General features: G+C 43.1%; 13 protein-coding genes. 9 read left to right on the forward strand and 4 right to left on the reverse strand.

Annotated elements, in window-relative coordinates; all coding sequences use genetic code 11:
- The first annotated feature begins 318 nt into the window (after window positions 1-318).
- Window positions 319-1,245, forward strand: a complete 927-nt coding sequence (locus tag ACFSRY_RS00630; RefSeq protein WP_377502285.1) for a mechanosensitive ion channel family protein — start codon at window positions 319-321, stop codon at window positions 1,243-1,245.
- Window positions 1,246-1,248: 3 nt separating this feature from the next.
- On the opposite strand, the gene ACFSRY_RS00635 is transcribed toward ACFSRY_RS00630, so the two are convergent.
- Window positions 1,249-1,569 carry a hypothetical protein gene (locus ACFSRY_RS00635; protein WP_377502288.1) on the reverse strand — a complete coding sequence of 107 codons (321 nt, stop codon included), beginning with the start codon at window positions 1,567-1,569 and terminating at the stop codon, window positions 1,249-1,251.
- A gap of 248 nt (window positions 1,570-1,817) precedes the next feature.
- The gene (locus ACFSRY_RS00640; protein ID WP_377502290.1) at window positions 1,818-2,102 is read right to left on the reverse strand and encodes a hypothetical protein; all 285 of its coding nucleotides are present in this window, start codon (window positions 2,100-2,102) and stop codon (window positions 1,818-1,820) included.
- A 282-nt stretch (window positions 2,103-2,384) separates the two neighbouring features.
- On the opposite strand from ACFSRY_RS00640, the gene ACFSRY_RS00645 reads away from it, so the two are divergent.
- Window positions 2,385-3,293, forward strand: a complete 909-nt coding sequence (locus tag ACFSRY_RS00645) for an alpha/beta hydrolase family protein (protein ID WP_377502293.1) — start codon at window positions 2,385-2,387, stop codon at window positions 3,291-3,293.
- Window positions 3,294-3,371: 78 nt separating this feature from the next.
- Here the strand turns inward: ACFSRY_RS00645 and ACFSRY_RS00650 are convergent, their stop codons facing one another.
- A complete protein-coding gene (locus tag ACFSRY_RS00650) occupies window positions 3,372-3,809 on the reverse strand; it encodes an acyl-CoA thioesterase (RefSeq protein ID WP_377502296.1) in 438 nt (145 codons plus the stop codon).
- 204 nt (window positions 3,810-4,013) lie between these two features.
- Between ACFSRY_RS00650 and ACFSRY_RS00655 the strand changes: the two genes are divergently transcribed.
- Window positions 4,014-8,564, forward strand: coding sequence for a DUF7619 domain-containing protein (locus tag ACFSRY_RS00655; RefSeq protein WP_377502299.1), 4,551 nt, complete (start codon window positions 4,014-4,016; stop codon window positions 8,562-8,564).
- Between the two features lie 126 nt (window positions 8,565-8,690).
- Here ACFSRY_RS00655 and ACFSRY_RS00660 read toward each other — a convergent pair whose 3' ends face one another.
- Window positions 8,691-10,535, reverse strand: coding sequence for a vWA domain-containing protein (locus ACFSRY_RS00660; protein ID WP_377502302.1), 1,845 nt, complete (start codon window positions 10,533-10,535; stop codon window positions 8,691-8,693).
- Between the two features lie 100 nt (window positions 10,536-10,635).
- Here ACFSRY_RS00660 and ACFSRY_RS00665 point away from each other — a divergent pair, with 100 nt between their 5' ends.
- The 6 genes from ACFSRY_RS00665 (at window position 10,636) to ACFSRY_RS00690 (ending at window position 15,850) form a co-directional block, all read left to right on the forward strand.
- Window positions 10,636-11,235 carry an RNA polymerase sigma factor gene (locus ACFSRY_RS00665; RefSeq protein ID WP_377502305.1) on the forward strand — a complete coding sequence of 200 codons (600 nt, stop codon included), beginning with the start codon at window positions 10,636-10,638 and terminating at the stop codon, window positions 11,233-11,235.
- Complete coding sequence (locus ACFSRY_RS00670; RefSeq protein ID WP_377502308.1) at window positions 11,222-12,601, forward strand: energy transducer TonB; 1,380 nt, start codon at window positions 11,222-11,224, stop codon at window positions 12,599-12,601. Before ACFSRY_RS00665 ends, ACFSRY_RS00670 begins: the two co-directional genes overlap by 14 nt.
- Entirely contained in the window at window positions 12,602-13,228 is a 627-nt protein-coding gene (locus ACFSRY_RS00675) for an HD domain-containing protein (protein WP_377502311.1), read from the forward strand.
- Between the two features lie 138 nt (window positions 13,229-13,366).
- The gene (pxpB, locus tag ACFSRY_RS00680; protein ID WP_377502314.1) at window positions 13,367-14,092 is read left to right on the forward strand and encodes a 5-oxoprolinase subunit PxpB; all 726 of its coding nucleotides are present in this window, start codon (window positions 13,367-13,369) and stop codon (window positions 14,090-14,092) included.
- Window positions 14,082-15,092 (forward strand): 5-oxoprolinase subunit C family protein, encoded by a 1,011-nt coding sequence (locus tag ACFSRY_RS00685; RefSeq protein ID WP_377502317.1) that lies wholly within the window; start codon window positions 14,082-14,084, stop codon window positions 15,090-15,092. The genes pxpB and ACFSRY_RS00685 overlap by 11 nt, the downstream gene beginning before the upstream one ends.
- Window positions 15,089-15,850 carry a LamB/YcsF family protein gene (locus tag ACFSRY_RS00690; RefSeq protein WP_377502320.1) on the forward strand — a complete coding sequence of 254 codons (762 nt, stop codon included), beginning with the start codon at window positions 15,089-15,091 and terminating at the stop codon, window positions 15,848-15,850. Before ACFSRY_RS00685 ends, ACFSRY_RS00690 begins: the two co-directional genes overlap by 4 nt.
- The last annotated feature ends 1 nt before the right edge of the window (window position 15,851 follow it).

Below are 15,851 nucleotides of genomic sequence, written 5' to 3' on the forward strand. Positions count from 1 at the left end.
CGATTTCTCTAAACCTTCGGCTTTGATCTAAGCTATCCTTTGAACACAATTAAATAAGCAGATATTTTCGAAAGCCTTTCAGGATTTAAAGATTCTTCATAAATAACTTATGGGGCTGAGGAATCGAAATTGATCTTTATAGCGCAATTGCTCAAACACAAAGCTTATTACTTTTTTTCTTTTAGATACTCCTCAAGAAGCCACTACCGACGACTGGTAAAAGTACTGCTTACAGCCTCAATACAATTTGTCTCGTACTGATTCTATTTTAAACATTCCTGCAGTTCCTGTAGTTGTTTATTGATAATTTTTAAATCTATGCAGAATTCTAATAGCTTTGAGTTTAGCAATGCTACATCAGATCTTATTCGGGTTGTAAATGAGTATTGGGAAAAATTCATTTTCCTGTTACCTAACATTTTTTTTGCAATTCTTTTATTCTTCATCTTTTTATGGTTATCATCCAAAGCTCAGAGTCTGATGCAGAACAGGCTCACCGGAAAAGCGAAAGACAAAATAACAGCTGACTATATAGCACTACTAATAAAATGGGCAGTTTTAATCATCGGGTTTCTGCTAGTTCTTCATACGCTCGGTTTAAGTGCTGTTGCAGGAGGAATATTAGCGGGGGCAGGAGTATCAGCTTTAGTTATTGGCTTCGCTTTCAAAGATATTGCAGAAAACTTTCTGGCTGGCCTTATCCTTGCTTTTAACAGACCTTTTGAACTTGGTGATTCCATTGAGGTGGATGAAGTTGTTGGTAAAGTAAAGGCACTCAACATTCGAACCACACACATCAGAACCTTTGATAGCCGCGATGTCTACATACCAAACGGCACCATTCTTACGTCCAATGTTATAAACTTAACAGCAAACGGGCTTATCAGAACCGACTTCGTTATTGGGATAGATTACAACGACAACATCCAGGATGCACTTAATTTAATAGAGCGAACTACAAAAGATGTAAAAGGTGTCTTGCAGAAAGACCCTCCCTATGCCACTGTAGATGAACTTGGAGTAAGCACAGTAAACATCAAGGTTTTCTTCTGGGCAGAAACGAATGATTATAAAAAAGGTATTGTATTGCTGAAAGGCAAAGTAATGCAAGAGGTTACCAAAGCCTTGTTAGAGAATGGATTTGGTTTACCAGCCGACATACAGGAACTAAAGCTTTATGATTATCAGAAAACGTTTCCTGTTGAGTTAGTAAAGGGTGAAGATAAACAGTCGGTGCAAACTTGATTATCACCCTTTGTAAGCCGATCTACTCCTACCAGGTTGTTTAAAATGCTGAGCAACATTAAAATATCTGCAGTCTGTAAGCTTATTTAATTGTTGTGGATGACCTTCTTTCATCTGGTGCAGCATGTATCTGAAGAACAAATACTCTTCCCTGTTCTTATCAGCTGTATCAATAGATTTTCTATACTCTAATAGGAGTAAGAAGCTCTTCATATCATTGTAGAGCATGTACTTGTACACGTCTGAAAATAATCTTTTAGCCGAAGTAGCCTCCAATTCACAATCTAACTCATCCTGTACGGCGTTAATTTTGTTGTATTTCATAGCACTCGATCTTATGCAGGTTGTTTTGATTCATTGAAAAGAGATCAAAACTACAAATACAAAGCAGCGCAAAAAATGACAAGTATCAGCTTTCAGAAATCACCTAAGTCAATTCAAATGATTTCTGTTTAAGCATTTAGCGATACTCCCGTTCCCTTATTTGAGGAATAAAGAATTAAGGCAGCCAATTATTAGCTTTAACCTCTGAACGGGTTTCGTGAAAAGGAATTCTTCATGAATAAAAGAATTTAATATTCGCTTCTCCTTTTAGCCTGCTCCTCCAGGGCTTTTAGTTCATGTTCAGCTGCCTTTAGCCTGTCCTTAGCGGCTTTTTCCCGTTGATTTGCTTCTTCAGCGAAACGCTTTGCCTCCGTGTACTCTTTCTCGAGTAGATCCACACGCCGCTGTTGCTCTGCTACTTCCGGGTCATTAGAAAAGCTTCCTCCTCCACCAAAAGTCGAACAGCTAAAAAGCAGTGGAAATAAAAATATTACAATCAAGGCACAGAAGCTTTTGTAAATATTTGTTTTCATACAAATAGGATTTGATGCACTTTAACTTACGTACATAGCTCATATCTTGTTCATTTACTTACACTTAACCAGTTAATTTAATAGATATTCAGTAGTTTCCGAAGTGTTAATAAAACTATCTTACTATCTTTAACAGCATTTAACAGAGACCTGTACTAAAAGAAAGGTCTCTGTTAAATGCTGCCATTTTTACTTTTTTTTGACATACTTCTAAGTAAAGCAGAAAAAATTAGCACTTCAGCACCATTACCTTTAGCTTAAAACGATTCAAGTATATTTTCCATGAAAGCCCTTTCAATCACCTTATTGCTTTGCCTACTGATCTGCAGTAAGCTGCAGGCCCAAATTGATCAAAAACCAACTCTTGTCACATGGAAAGAAATTGCAGCCATGCCCTTGCCTGCTGCAGACCATGTTATAAAGTATGGCAGTGATTCGCTACAATTTGGAGAGCTGCGTTTACCGGAGGGCAAAGGTCCTTTTCCGGTGGTTGTGGTGGTACACGGTGGATGCTGGCTGTCGGCCTATAATCTGCAGTATATGTCTCATGTGAGCGAAGCCCTCACCAAAGCTGGCTATGCCACCTGGAATATCGAGTTCAGGCGTGTAGGCGATGAAGGAGGTGGTTTTCCGGGTACTTTTCAGGATGTCGCGAAGGCCACAGATTATGTGAAAGAGTTGGCAAAGAAGCACCCTTTGAACGCTAAAGAGGTGGCAGTACTGGGTCACTCCGCAGGAGGTCATCTGGCGCTCTGGTTAGGTGCCAGAAGAAACCTGTCACGCAAAAGCGACCTGTTTACCAAAAAGCCTCTTAAGATAAAGGGCATAGTATCGCTTGCGGGTATACCTAATCTGGCTTCATACAGCGAACAGGAAGGAAGCTGCAATTCAGCAGTACAGAAACTCATGGGTGCGCTGCCAGCAGAAGCCTCAGCACTTTATGCGGATGCCTCTCCGGCAGAACTTCTGCCACTAAGAGTACCACAACGAATGGTGCAAGGGGAATTAGATCCGATTGTTCCGGTTGCGCAAAGCCAGCTTTTTACAGAAGCTGCAAAAGCAAAAGGTGATGACAATGCTTTATTTCTAATTCCGGAAGCCGGACATTTTGACCTGGTTGCTCCACATTCTCCAGCATGGTCTACTGTTCTCAAAGCTGTTCAGGAAGTTCTTCCGCTAAAAGGGAAATGAAAAATTTCCTGCAAATGAAAAAAAGCTGTGATCTGTTGGTTTACCCCTAGAGACCACTGCTTTTTTGTTTAGTAGCCGCTATGAAACCAGTTCTTCAAAATCAGCACTTTTAGGAATATGGTTAAACTGCTCTGCCAGTTCTTCAGGTAAGGCAGTCAGTTTTCTTTTTTGAGTATCCATCCAGGCGCCGTCCACATTGATAACGGCTGCTTTTACACCATTCTCTTTGATGATCTCATGCTGTATAGACCACCTCGATCCGTCAGGGCGGCTCTTCAACAGGGTTGTCGTAACCGTGAGTTTCTCATTTACCCCAACTTCCCTCAGGTAAGTTGTTTCTTCTCTGAACAAGATGGGCCCAATATGTAGTTTGTGGAACACCTTCAGGTCGAGGCCCAGTTTATCCAGTACCTCAATACGCGCCTGCGCTGCAAAATCGGCATAAGCAGAGTGTCGCATGTGCATGTTCGCATCCAGGTGCGACCACATTACTTTGCCTTCATAAGTATAATCCATGTTTGTTTTTATTTTGTGTTTAGCTGTGGCTAAAGCCGTTGCTCTATACACAAAGATAGCAGTTGATGTTGCAACATGATAAAAAAGAGGGGCAACATGTACAACTAACTTAATTGATACCACCCAATTATAGTTTAATTTATATATTTATAGGTTGTTGTGCATTTACTATTTTATCCCTCTGTTATATCCACATTCCTGCTTATGAGAACAGCTTTACTTATTCTAATCCTTTCTTTCTCTTTTATTACGCCCTCACTTGCCCAAAGCACCTCCTATACAATAGATTATGTAAAAGGTAATGTGCTGAATAATGCTCAGGATGTTATTGTAGGAAATGACGGACTTCTTTATGTAGCTGATAGTTATTCAACCCGTGCTTTTGATCCGGCAGGAAACTTCAAAGGTGAGTTTCATTTAAAAGGGATATATAATGACTGGTATTCCCACAATACCTTAACCCGTGACTCGAATGGTAATATTTATGTAATAAGCTTTGATGGCATCATTCATAAAATAAGCCCGGATGATGAAGTTTTATTTACCTTCGGAGAAAAGAGTGCGAGTGGAATACGAGATGCCCCTAAAGGCATTGTAGTCGACCAGGTAGGAAACATCTTTGTAGCTGATACCAAAAACCATCGGATACTGAAGTATGACCAGCAGGGCATTATCATACTTTCTTTCGGCAGTTTCGGATTAGAACCAGGGCAGTTAAACACACCTACTCAACTTGCTGTTGATAATGATGGAAATCTTTATGTTGCTGACACAGAAAATCACAGAATCCAAGTTTTTGATCAACAAGGTGCTTTTATAAGAGAAATTGGGGCCTCTGTTGATCCTGCCATGCAATTTTATCCATCTGATGTTTCAGTAGATAGCTACGGGAACGTATATGTTGCAGATATTGCTCACCATAAAATCTTAGTTTATTCTTCTGCCGGGAAATTAATCAAAAGTTTCGGTTCAAAAGGAACCGGAAACGGACAGTTTACAACCCCTAGTTTTTCCATTGCTGTAGATGCTTCAGGTTTTATATATGTTTCTGATAATTCTAACAGAAGCCGTATTCAAAAATTTAATGCAGCGGGTGATTATATTCTATCTTTTGGTAGTATAATCACTGAAAACAACCTCCTAAGTTCCCCTTTTACAGTTGAGTCTGATCCTGTAGGTAATTATTTCGTTGCTGATAACTCGAATAAAAAGATATCAAAGTTTGATAAATATGGGAACCACCTGCTATCGTTTGGAGGCAAGGCAGACGCTGACGGCAAGTTTAACTTCATCATCTTTGACATGGAGCTGGATAAACAAGGAAATCTGTATGTATTTGAACCTAATATAAAAGGGTCGGTGCAAAAGTTTAACTCACGGGGCGAGTTTGTTACACGTTTCGCCCCAACATCAATTACAACTTCTGTTGAACCTACTCCAGAACCTATTCCCGAACCTACTCCAGAACTTCCTGCAAAACCTCACTATATTCTTCTAGATCATGAAGGCTATATCTATCTAGTAGAGAAAACATTTATATACAAATATGATCCATCGGGCAAGCTGATAAAGAGACTGACACTTATTAACAATGAAACTGGTAATCCTATTGAATTAACAAAGGCTGCTTTATATGGGCCAACTGGTATTAAGATTGATAATAAAGGTCAGATACATGTTAGCCACAAGAGGGACATCAAAAAGTACGACCTAAACGGTAACTACATCGGAGACTTCATACCGCAGGAGCACCCTTACGGCCTTAATGCAAATGATATTGACTTTGACAGTGACAACAACATGTATGTTGCAAACTGGTCCTACATTAAGAAATTTAATTCTGAAACTGGAGAATTATTAGCGGTAAGCAGTTATCATTCTTTTCTACTACATATATTAGGAAGTAAAATATCGGTTAACTCATCTGGCACAAAAGTATATGTTACCAGTGCTTTGAATACATTAAGCTGCTTTACCAATGGCCTAACGCAAGAATACTCATCACCTGTTAAATATATTACCGGCTCAATTTACCAAGACTTAAACGAGAATTGCAATAAGGAAAGCATTGAAAGCACCTTAACAGGAATCATAGTAGAAGCAACGCCTGGCCCCTACTACGGAATATCTGACAGAAACGGCAATTACTCAATTGAAGTAGATAGTGGCACTTATACTTTATCTCAGGTTTTACCTAAAGCCATAAGTGGCAAGAATGTAGACCAATGCGAACCTGAACTGCAGGTAAGTTTTGAACACCAAGAAAATACCTCGTTCAATAATAATTTTGGTAACAAAATAACTTTGTCTCCTTACCTTACCATAAGCCTCTCTTCTAATCGACGCAGACGTTGCTTCGAAAACAATACAATTATAAAATACGCCAACGAAGGTTATGCAACTGCAGTTGATGCGAAAGTGCACTTACAACTACCTGGACAAGTAGAGCTACTTTCTGCTGATAAACCTTTTGTCCGCCAGCCTGATGGAACTTATATTTTTAAAGTAGGTGATTTGATTGCCGGTAAAACTGGAACTATCACTATAAAAGACATAGTAGTTTGCGGAGATGAGAGCATACGTGGCCTTACCGTTTGTACCAAAGCTTGGATAACCCCTTTAAACGTACAACCTCCTCCCACAGCCACTATAACAGTTACAGGAAATTGTAATTCAGGAACAGGCTATGTTCGCTTCGTGCTTAAAAACGTTGGTAAAAACAGTATGGAGACAAGAAAGCCCTTCCGGTTATACCTGGATGGACAACTAGCTACTATTGAAACGTTTAAACTAATAACAGGCGACAGCCTGGTACTTTGGATACCTACAGGAGGCAAAACAGCAAGACTGGAGGCAGATCAGCCTGAGGGTAATGGTGATAATAAAGTAGTTAGCAAGACAGTTGAAGACTGCCATACTTCTAACTCCAGTGCAGTAGCAGCGAGCAGAGGCTTTGTGAATGTTTTGTCTAGTGACGACGAGGAACCTGAAGTAGCTGAAGAGTGCTTGCCAATCATTGACTCCTATGATCCCAACGATAAACTGGTCTCTCCAATTGGCTTAACTGAAGAAAACTATACCCCAACAGGAATTGAACTGAAATACAAGATCCGCTTCCAGAATACTGGTACCGATGTCGCCTACCGGGTGGTGGTTGTGGATACACTTTCTGAACACCTGGATCTGAGTACTCTGCAGTTGGGTGCTGCCTCCCACTCCTACCGTTATAATGTGAGCGGAATGGGAAAGCCTGTGATAACCTGGACCTTTGATAACATCATGCTGCCTGACAGCACTAGTGATGAGCCTGGAAGCCATGGCTTTATCCAGTTCACCATAAAACCAAAGGCAGGCCTTCCGGAGAAAACTGCCGTGGAGAACTTCGCAGACATCTTCTTCGATTTTAACTCACCTGTGCGAACTAACACAACTGTAAACCACATCTATGATATGCCGCCAGTGGTAAACGAGGAGGTGCGGCTGGAGGCAGAGCAGATCATTGCCTCCCCCGCCATCACTGATTTCTCACCTGAAGCAGGAAGATTCGGTGCAGAAGTTACTCTTACCGGAAAGAATTTCGGTCCCACACCAGAGCAGAACAAGGTATACTTCAATGGTATGTTAGCTACTGTACGCTACGCCTCTGCAACTCAGTTGAGGGTGCTCGTTCCAGAAAGCTCTAGCTCCGGAGCTGTGAAGGTGATCACTCCTGACGGAGGCATTCAAACCACAAAAGATTTTGAAGTATACCAGCCACCTGTAATTAGCAGTTTTACCCCTGGTGAAGGCGTTCCAAGTGCAACAGTAACTTTAGAAGGCATGAACCTGACAGCGGATTGGTTGCAGCGCATAAAGCTAGGCTCCGAAATCTGTGAAATCATTAGTGCAAAAGGCACATCAGCTGTGGTGAGAGTGCCACAGCTGGCGCTAACAGGTAGCTTTGAGATTATTACCAAAGGTGGACAGACGAGCAGTACAGAACAGTTTGTGGTGTGGCACCAGCCAGTAATAACCAGCCTAAGCAACTATCTTGATAAAGTAGGTGCAACCGTAGTTATCAGTGGTGAGAACTATGCAGCAGATGCAGCCCGAAACATAGTGCACTTTGGAACAGTGCAGGCGCAGGTGTTGGAGGCATCAGCAAGCCATCTCAAGGTACTTGTACCTGCAGGAGCCACAACAGCAACTGTTTCAGTGGAAACACCGGGAGGCAAGATCAGCAGCTCCAGACTTTTCGAGGTTATACCTGCACCTGTGTTAGTCTCTTTTACTCCGGAAAGAGGCCCGATAGGCACAGAAGTATCATTAATTGGTGAGAACTTTCTGGCTTTAGGAATGCAGGACACAATTTACATTAATGGGGATAAGGCTCAGGTGCTAAATGCTACAACTGAAAAGGTTACAATCCGCATCCCACGTGGTGCTACAACAGGGAAAATAAAAATAGCTGGTATCGGCGGTTTTGCTCTAAGTGCTACTGACTTTGTGGTGGAAGAACTCAGAGCAGAAGAGGCCATAGAAGTTTTCCCAAACCCTACCACCGGCCACTTCACAATTAGATTTGCCCATGCCGATTTTGATATACAGTCAGTTGAAATATATACCTCCGTTGGCAGAGTTATTCATACTGTTCCTGTTGCCAGTCCACGTCCGGAGAAACTGGAGGTAGATATTACGAAGGCTAAACCCGGCATGTACCTGCTGCGCATACAAACAGACCGTGGTACGGTAGTGAAGAAACTGAACCTGATTTAATTTTTTCCTTAAGCAAAGAAGAGCAGCCATTTTCGGACTGCTCTTCTTTGCTTAAGGAACACACTGAAATGCAAACCTTTTTATTAAGTAATTCACTTAAACTCAAAAAGCTAAGTTTAAGATTGCTTACCTCCTGTCACTTACTAAACTCATCGATTTCACCAAATTGATAAACTCAACCCTATACCCTTCTTTGTCCTTCCCTCTCGCTCCCTCAGCTAATTCCAGCACCATTGGGTAAGTCGCATTACCTTTAAACTCCGAGTCTCGAAGCAGCATACCACAAGCGGCTACAGCGGCTGAGAATCTAAAATTGTCTGACGTTTCACTTGCTGTTGTGTTTTCATCTGTTACAACTTTAGAAATCAGTTTGCTTTCCATTCCCTTTGGTTCTTTATAGCGAAGCTTCAGAGTTAGTATCTCCTTGCTTGCAGTAGCACTCGGATCTAGCTCCGTTCGCTGGTATTTAAGCTCGTCTACCTTTCCTGTTTTTGCAGATGAATGGGAGCTTGCCGGCACAATTTCATAAAGTGCAGTAACCGTATGACCTGCCCCCATATCCCCGGCGTCTTTCTTGTCATCGTTAAATTCCTCATCAGCCAGTGCGCGGTTTTCGTAGCCTATCAGTCGGTAAGCTTTTACTTTGGCAGGATTAAACTCCAGTTGCAGCTTCACGTCTTTGGCAATCGTAAACAGTGTGCCGCCAAATTCATTTACAAAAACTTTTTTTGCTTCCAGGATATTGTCGACATAAGCATAGTTCCCATTGCCTTTATCTGCCAGTTGCTCCATACGGGAGTCCTTCAGATTACCAGTTCCGAAGCCCAACACAGTCAGGTATACACCTGTTTCACGTTTCTTTTCGATAATCCGCTGTAACTCACTATCAGAACTTACGCCCACATTAAAATCGCCATCTGAGGCAAGAATGACCCTGTTATTACCATCCTCTGCAAAGTTTTCTTCAGCCACTTTGTAGGCTAGTTGTATGCCAGCACCACCAGCTGTAGAACCACCGGCTTCCAGGTTATCTATCGCCTGTATTATGGCAGATTTATTCTTACCTGATGTAGAAGGCAGAACCAACCCGGCCGCTCCGGCATAAACAACTATGGCTACTTTGTCCTGCGGCCTCAGCTGATCAACCAGTAACTTAAATCCTGCTTTTACCAATGGAAGTTTGTCAGGAGAACTCATCGAACCTGAAACATCTATCAGAAATACCAGGTTGGCTGGTGGTAAGTCATCAGTGGGAATATCTTTACCTTGCAGACCGATATGCAGAAGTTGATTATCCTTATTCCACGGACAAGCAGAGAGCTCTGTGGTCACAGAGAAAGGAGTATCGCCTTCAGGCTGGGGATAGTCGTAAGTGAAGTAGTTAACCATTTCTTCGATCCTAACCGCATCCACGGGAGGCTTTTGTCCCTGGTTCAGGAAGCGCCGCACATTGCTGTAAGAGGCGTTATCTACATCAATGGAGAAGGTGGAAAGCGGTGTCTTTTTGGCATCCTGAAATGTGCTTTCCTTGAGGTAACTATAGTTTTCAGTATTATGGGGAGGTACATTCATTTCATAGGTTGCATAGGATAAGGTGTTGGAACCACGTATACTTATTCCGGCAACTTTACCTCTTACACCATGCCCTGTAACTACTACTTCCTGTAAGGTCTGCGTATTCAGCTCCAACGCTACGTTTATCAGCTGCTTGCTACCTACTTTAACTTCTTTTGTGTTGTAGCCGATGTAATGAAAAACCAGAACAGATTTTTCATTTGGCACGCTAATGCTATACTTTCCTTGTTTATCTGTACTGGTACCCGTAGACGTTCCTTTCAGGAGAATCGTAACACCCGGTAGAGCTTTGCCGTTGGTTGCGTCTGTTACTTTTCCGGTAATCATTATGCCTTGTGCATTTACCTGGAATCCCGTAAAGAACAGGACCAGCAGGAGGATGAGGTACTTTTTCATGGCTTTATACTTTTGGTTTCCTTTAGGATGCCTCCTTCCTAAACTTTCCATAAAAAGTCTGAAATTTTTTCTCTTTCTTTAAGAAGCAATACCAACTCCTATGCTTCCATTCTTCCTCAAATTGTTTGCTAACGCTAAGCCTCCTCCGGATGACCAGGAGTTGCTGCAGCTGTATAGACAGACAAGGGAGCTGAAACATTTAGGGGAGCTGTTTGAGAAGCATTCAGAAATGGTATACCTGGTGTGCTTAAAGTACCTGAGAGAGGAGAGCGACAGCAAGGATGCCTCAATGCAGCTTTTCGAGTACCTTGTTGAAGCTGTGCTAAAGCATGAAATAACCAATTTTAAAAGCTGGCTTCATGTTACTACAAAAAACCACTGCCTGATGCTGCTACGGTCGAGGAGCAGAAAGCCTGAGGTAGCCATATCTGAATTTACGCCGCAGCCTATGGAAAATCATGATCCTATGCATCTTACAGAAAGTGAGCAGGCAGAGAAAACGGAACAGGTTTTGCAACAGGCTTTACAGGAGCTACCTCCTGAACAACGCCAATGCATCGAACTGTTTTACCTGCAGCAGAAGAGTTACAAAGAAATTGCGGGTATTACGGAGTGCGATTTAAATAAGGTAAAAAGTTACATCCAGAACGGAAAACGAAACCTAAAACTATACATGGAGAAACACCATGAGCCAAGATAACAAACAAGTACTTTGGGCACAAGGGGATCATCCTTCAACAGAACTGCTGCGCCAGTATCAGGAGAACAACTTGCCTCCTGCTCTGGACAACCAGTTGGAGCAGCACCTGTTGGATTGTGAGCTTTGTACTGATGTGGTGGAGGGAATGGTGCTTTCTGGTGGCCCTGAAACGAAAGCTGCAGTAAGAAACATCAATCGTTCGGTTTCCTCCAAAATCAGGAAAAAAGAAAAGCGAAAGCCACTTCCGCTTTATATGCTGGATTGGCGTGTAGCAGCAGCTATTCTTCTTGTACTTTGCTCTATGGTACTGGTGTTATATTACAATTACCAGGAGTTAAACAAGAACAAAGGTGGAGTAGCTTCGGAAACAGGCAATACAGTAGATAAGTCTGTAAACCTTGCCAATATACCTGCTGCCATTGCTCCTGAAGAAATGGCTGAGGCAGTACCTGATACCGTAAAGCAAACCATTACACCTGAAATTCCTGTACCACAAACACGTATTGCTGCGGTGACTAAACCTCCTCAGAAAGAGGTAAATAAAGTGGATTTTCCTGAACCGGCAGCTACAGCAGTACCCGATGAAGATGGGATTACCTTTAACTTCCAGGCCGATTCATCTGTTGCAGCAACTGCCGGTGCTCTAGCTAAAACGGCTAAACCACAAACTATAATTTTACAGAAAAACACGTTTGTTCCTGAGTCTACTTCCGCAGTCAATGCATTGGAAGGCAAACTGGAAGGGCTGCAGGTGATAGAAACAAGATCCTTCTCTCTGAGGCAGGTACAGGGAAGAGTACTCTCACCTACTGGCCAGCCTCTTCCGGGTGTGGCTGTTACCGTAAAAGGAACAAATAAGGGAGTTGCAACAGATGCAAAAGGAAACTTTTCACTAAACCTTCCCAAAAACGACATAACCCTGGTTTTTAACTACCTGGGGTATGATAGAGAGGAAAAAGCCATACCCCCTGACTCAAAAGACATTACAGTAAACATGAAAGAAAATACTATGTCTTTAAGTGAAGTAGTGGTGGTAAGAGGAGTTGGAACAACAGTGACTAAGTCGCCTGCCACTACTCCGGCTGTTCCTTTAACGGGAGACAAGAACTATAAAGTTTATTTAAAGGAGAACATACGTTACACTTCTAACATACAGAAAGGACGGGTTATATTACACGCTACTGTCTCCCCAACTGGTAACTTACAGAATCTGAAAGTGAGTAAAAGCCTCTGCCCTTCCTGTGACCAGGAAGCACTAAGGCTGGTAAGAGAAGGTCCTTCCTGGAAAGCAGCTACAAAAGATGGGAAACCAGTAGCGCAAAAAGTTAAAATAGTAGTCCGCTTTCATCCTCCCTATCAAAAGTAAATGGGCAATGGGCAAGTAAAAGCAATATGGGAAAAGCTTATTTCCAGGTACACATCTAACCTCCAAGGCGATGAACTTTGGAAAGAACTGGAGAAGGCCTATACCTCTGAAGAAAGGTCCTATCATACCCTGCACCACCTGGGGTATATGCTGCAACTGGCAGAACAGTACAAGCCTGAAATAAAGCATTTTGATGCACTTCGGTTTGCTATCTTCTACCACGACATCATCTACCATCCTGCTGCTAAAGATAACGAAGAGAAAAGTGCAGAACTGGCCATGGTTGCACTTAATTCAGCTGGGGTAAAACCTGAAGAACTGGAACTAATAAGAAAAATGATTCGGGCTACTAAAGAGCATCAAGAACACAGGAATAAAGACATTAACCTGCTGTTAGATTTTGACCTGGCTATACTTGGCACAGAATGGGACAAGTACGACACTTATCGAAAGCAGGTGCGGATAGAGTATAAGCATTTTCCGGATGCGGTATTCAATCACGGTCGAAAGCAGGTTTTACAAAGCTTTCTGGCCCAGCCTTCCATTTTCAAAACACCACAATTTGAAGTGGAACGTGAAGCAAAAGCACGGGAAAACCTAACAAGAGAAATATATCTGCTGCAATAGCAGACTAAACCTCCATACAGCTTATTAGTATATAAGCTGAATGGACTGTGAACTTTACCCTGGTCTCTAAACAGAAAGGTCCTTTTTCTTTTCTAAACTGAAGGATAGAAATAAGTACACAAAACTTATATAAACTAGATGAAACAAGCTGACCTGCAATCTTTCCAGTTATGCCCGCTAGGAGATTGTGCCATGACACTGCAGTTCGAGGACAGCATTTCTCAGGACACGCACCTACGCATAAAGGCCATAAGCCATTATTTTGATACGCATACTGTACCAGGCATTGTGGAGTATGTGCCCGGATACACTACCGTCACTTTTTATTATGATCCATGGGCAATAAGCGAACAAGGCAAGTTTAACCCATACGATCAAATTGTGGAGCGAATACAGCAGGCACTCCGGCAGGTGAAGCTTGAAAAAGCCTCCAGGTCAGAAATTATAGAAGTACCGGTTTGCTACGGGGAAGAATTTGGGCCTGACCTGGAGTTTGTAGCACAATATACTACACTAACGCCCCGTGAGGTGATAGAACTACATTCCAAAGGAATTTACCTGGTGCACATGATCGGCTTTGCACCTGGTTTTCCATACCTGGGAGGTCTTTCAAAAAAACTAACTACTCCCCGCAAGGAGCACCCTCGAAAGGTAATACCACAAGGTTCTGTAGGCATAGCAGGAAACCAGACTGGTGTGTACCCTATAGAAACTCCTGGTGGTTGGCAGTTGATTGGGCGCACCCCACTCAAACTTTTTGATCCGGACTGTACTAAACCATCCCTGCTTCAGGCAGGTGATAAGATTCGTTTTGTACCCATCTCAGCAGCAGAATATGAAAGGCAGGTGAAAGATGAGCATTAAAGTTATCAAGCCAGGAATACAAACCACTGTTCAGGATCTGGGTCGGTTTGGGCACCAGAAAGAAGGAGTAATTGTGAGCGGAGCCATGGATAGATTCTCCCTCCGGGCAGCTAACCTTTTAGTGGGGAATCCTGAGCATGAAGCAACTCTGGAAGCTACTTTGGCTGGTCCTACTTTGTATTTTGAAGAAGAGCAGGTAATAGCAATAACCGGTGCCGACATGGCCCCGGCAGTCAACGGCGTACCCATAAAAATGTGGCGACCTGCGCTTATAAGAAGCGGCAGCACACTTGAGCTTAATCACGCCAAAGTTGGCTGCCGGTCTTATATCTCTGTGGCGGGTGGTTTAATGCTGCCGAAGGTTATGGGCAGCCATTCTACTTACCTGAGAGCTGGCTTAGGTGGTTTTAAGGGACGAGTTTTGAAAGCCGATGACCTTTTACCATGCCTTGGGTTCAATCCGCAGGCTGTACCTCTGGCAGCGCCTTTACAGGAAACGGCAATAGGTCAATGGTTTAGCCAGGCTAACTGGTCTATAGACCCGCAGCAGCACTCCCTTTATGAGGAAGAAGTTATTGTGCGGGTGTTGCGCGGACTGGAATATGAATTGTTTTCAGAGAGCAGCCAATCCTACTTCTGGAATGATAAGTTTCAGGTAAGCCCCAACTCCGACCGAATGGGATACCAACTTCTTGGCTCACCTTTGGTAACGTCAGAACCAAAGGAACTCTTATCCAGTGCCGTTACCTTTGGCACTGTGCAGGTGCCCCCAAACGGCAGCCCAATTATACTGATGGCTGATCATCAGACTACAGGAGGGTATCCACGAATTGCTCAGGTAATTTCAGCAGATCTGCCTAAATTAGCACAGGTACAACCTGGTAAGATGATTCGCTTTAAGGAAACAGACCTGAAGGAGGCGCATGAATTATACCTGCAGCAGGAGCTGAACATGGAACAGCTCAGGAGTGCCTTAAGTTTGAAATTACAGGCTACATGACAAAATACCACGTGGACCTAAACTGCGATTTAGGGGAGAGTTACGGTGCTTGGCGCATTGGTAACGACGAAGCAATACTTGATTACGTAACCTCTGCCAATATTGCCTGTGGTTACCACGCCGGCGACCCATTGGTGATGCAGCGCACTGTTGAGATGGCTCTAAGAAAAGGTGTGGCCATTGGTGCTCACCCGGGGCTGCCAGACTTAGCCGGCTTTGGCCGGAGAGAAATGGCTGTGTCTCCTGAAGAAGTTCATGCCATGGTTGTGTACCAGGTGGGGGCACTTCAGGGTTTTATCAGGTCAGCGGGTGCTTCACTTCATCACATCAAACCACATGGAGCGCTCTATAACATGGCCGCCATCAATTCCTCTCTGGCAGAGGCTATTGCTCTAGCTGTATACCGCGTGTCTCCGGAAGCTGTACTCTATGGCCTTGCCGGAAGTGAGCTTATTAAAGCGGGAGAAAAGGTTGGGCTAAAAACAGCTCATGAAGTATTTGCAGACAGAACCTATCAGCAAGACGGAACCCTCACTCCCAGAAGTTCGACAGATGCACTTATAACAGATCCACAGAAAGCAGTAGAGCAGGTAATAAGAATGGTTTGTGAGGGGAAAGTACGATCACAACAAGGTGTAGACGTAGCTATCAAAGCTGATACTATTTGCATCCACGGAGATGGAGAACATGCTTTAGAGTTTGCCCGCTTTATAACCAGCACATTAAAAAACCAGGACATCATCACACAGGCAGTTTAAG

The organism is Pontibacter locisalis, from assembly GCF_042684605.1.
GTDB lineage: Bacteria > Bacteroidota > Bacteroidia > Cytophagales > Hymenobacteraceae > Pontibacter > Pontibacter locisalis.

Excerpts from the sequence above, each read along its gene's own strand:
- ACFSRY_RS00690 (WP_377502320.1), top strand. The coding sequence starts at position 15,089 with ATGACAAAATACCACGTGGACCTAAACTGCGATTTAGGGGAGAGTTAC.
- ACFSRY_RS00660 (WP_377502302.1), bottom strand. The coding sequence starts at position 10,535 with ATGAAAAAGTACCTCATCCTCCTGCTGGTCCTGTTCTTTACGGGATTC.
- ACFSRY_RS00650 (WP_377502296.1), bottom strand. The coding sequence starts at position 3,809 with ATGGATTATACTTATGAAGGCAAAGTAATGTGGTCGCACCTGGATGCG.
- ACFSRY_RS00665 (WP_377502305.1), top strand. The coding sequence starts at position 10,636 with ATGCTTCCATTCTTCCTCAAATTGTTTGCTAACGCTAAGCCTCCTCCG.
- ACFSRY_RS00630 (WP_377502285.1), top strand. The coding sequence starts at position 319 with ATGCAGAATTCTAATAGCTTTGAGTTTAGCAATGCTACATCAGATCTT.
- ACFSRY_RS00655 (WP_377502299.1), top strand. The coding sequence starts at position 4,014 with ATGAGAACAGCTTTACTTATTCTAATCCTTTCTTTCTCTTTTATTACG.
- ACFSRY_RS00685 (WP_377502317.1), top strand. The coding sequence starts at position 14,082 with ATGAGCATTAAAGTTATCAAGCCAGGAATACAAACCACTGTTCAGGAT.
- ACFSRY_RS00670 (WP_377502308.1), top strand. The coding sequence starts at position 11,222 with ATGAGCCAAGATAACAAACAAGTACTTTGGGCACAAGGGGATCATCCT.
- ACFSRY_RS00675 (WP_377502311.1), top strand. The coding sequence starts at position 12,602 with ATGGGCAATGGGCAAGTAAAAGCAATATGGGAAAAGCTTATTTCCAGG.
- pxpB (WP_377502314.1), top strand. The coding sequence starts at position 13,367 with ATGAAACAAGCTGACCTGCAATCTTTCCAGTTATGCCCGCTAGGAGAT.
- ACFSRY_RS00635 (WP_377502288.1), bottom strand. The coding sequence starts at position 1,569 with ATGAAATACAACAAAATTAACGCCGTACAGGATGAGTTAGATTGTGAA.
- ACFSRY_RS00645 (WP_377502293.1), top strand. The coding sequence starts at position 2,385 with ATGAAAGCCCTTTCAATCACCTTATTGCTTTGCCTACTGATCTGCAGT.
- ACFSRY_RS00640 (WP_377502290.1), bottom strand. The coding sequence starts at position 2,102 with ATGAAAACAAATATTTACAAAAGCTTCTGTGCCTTGATTGTAATATTT.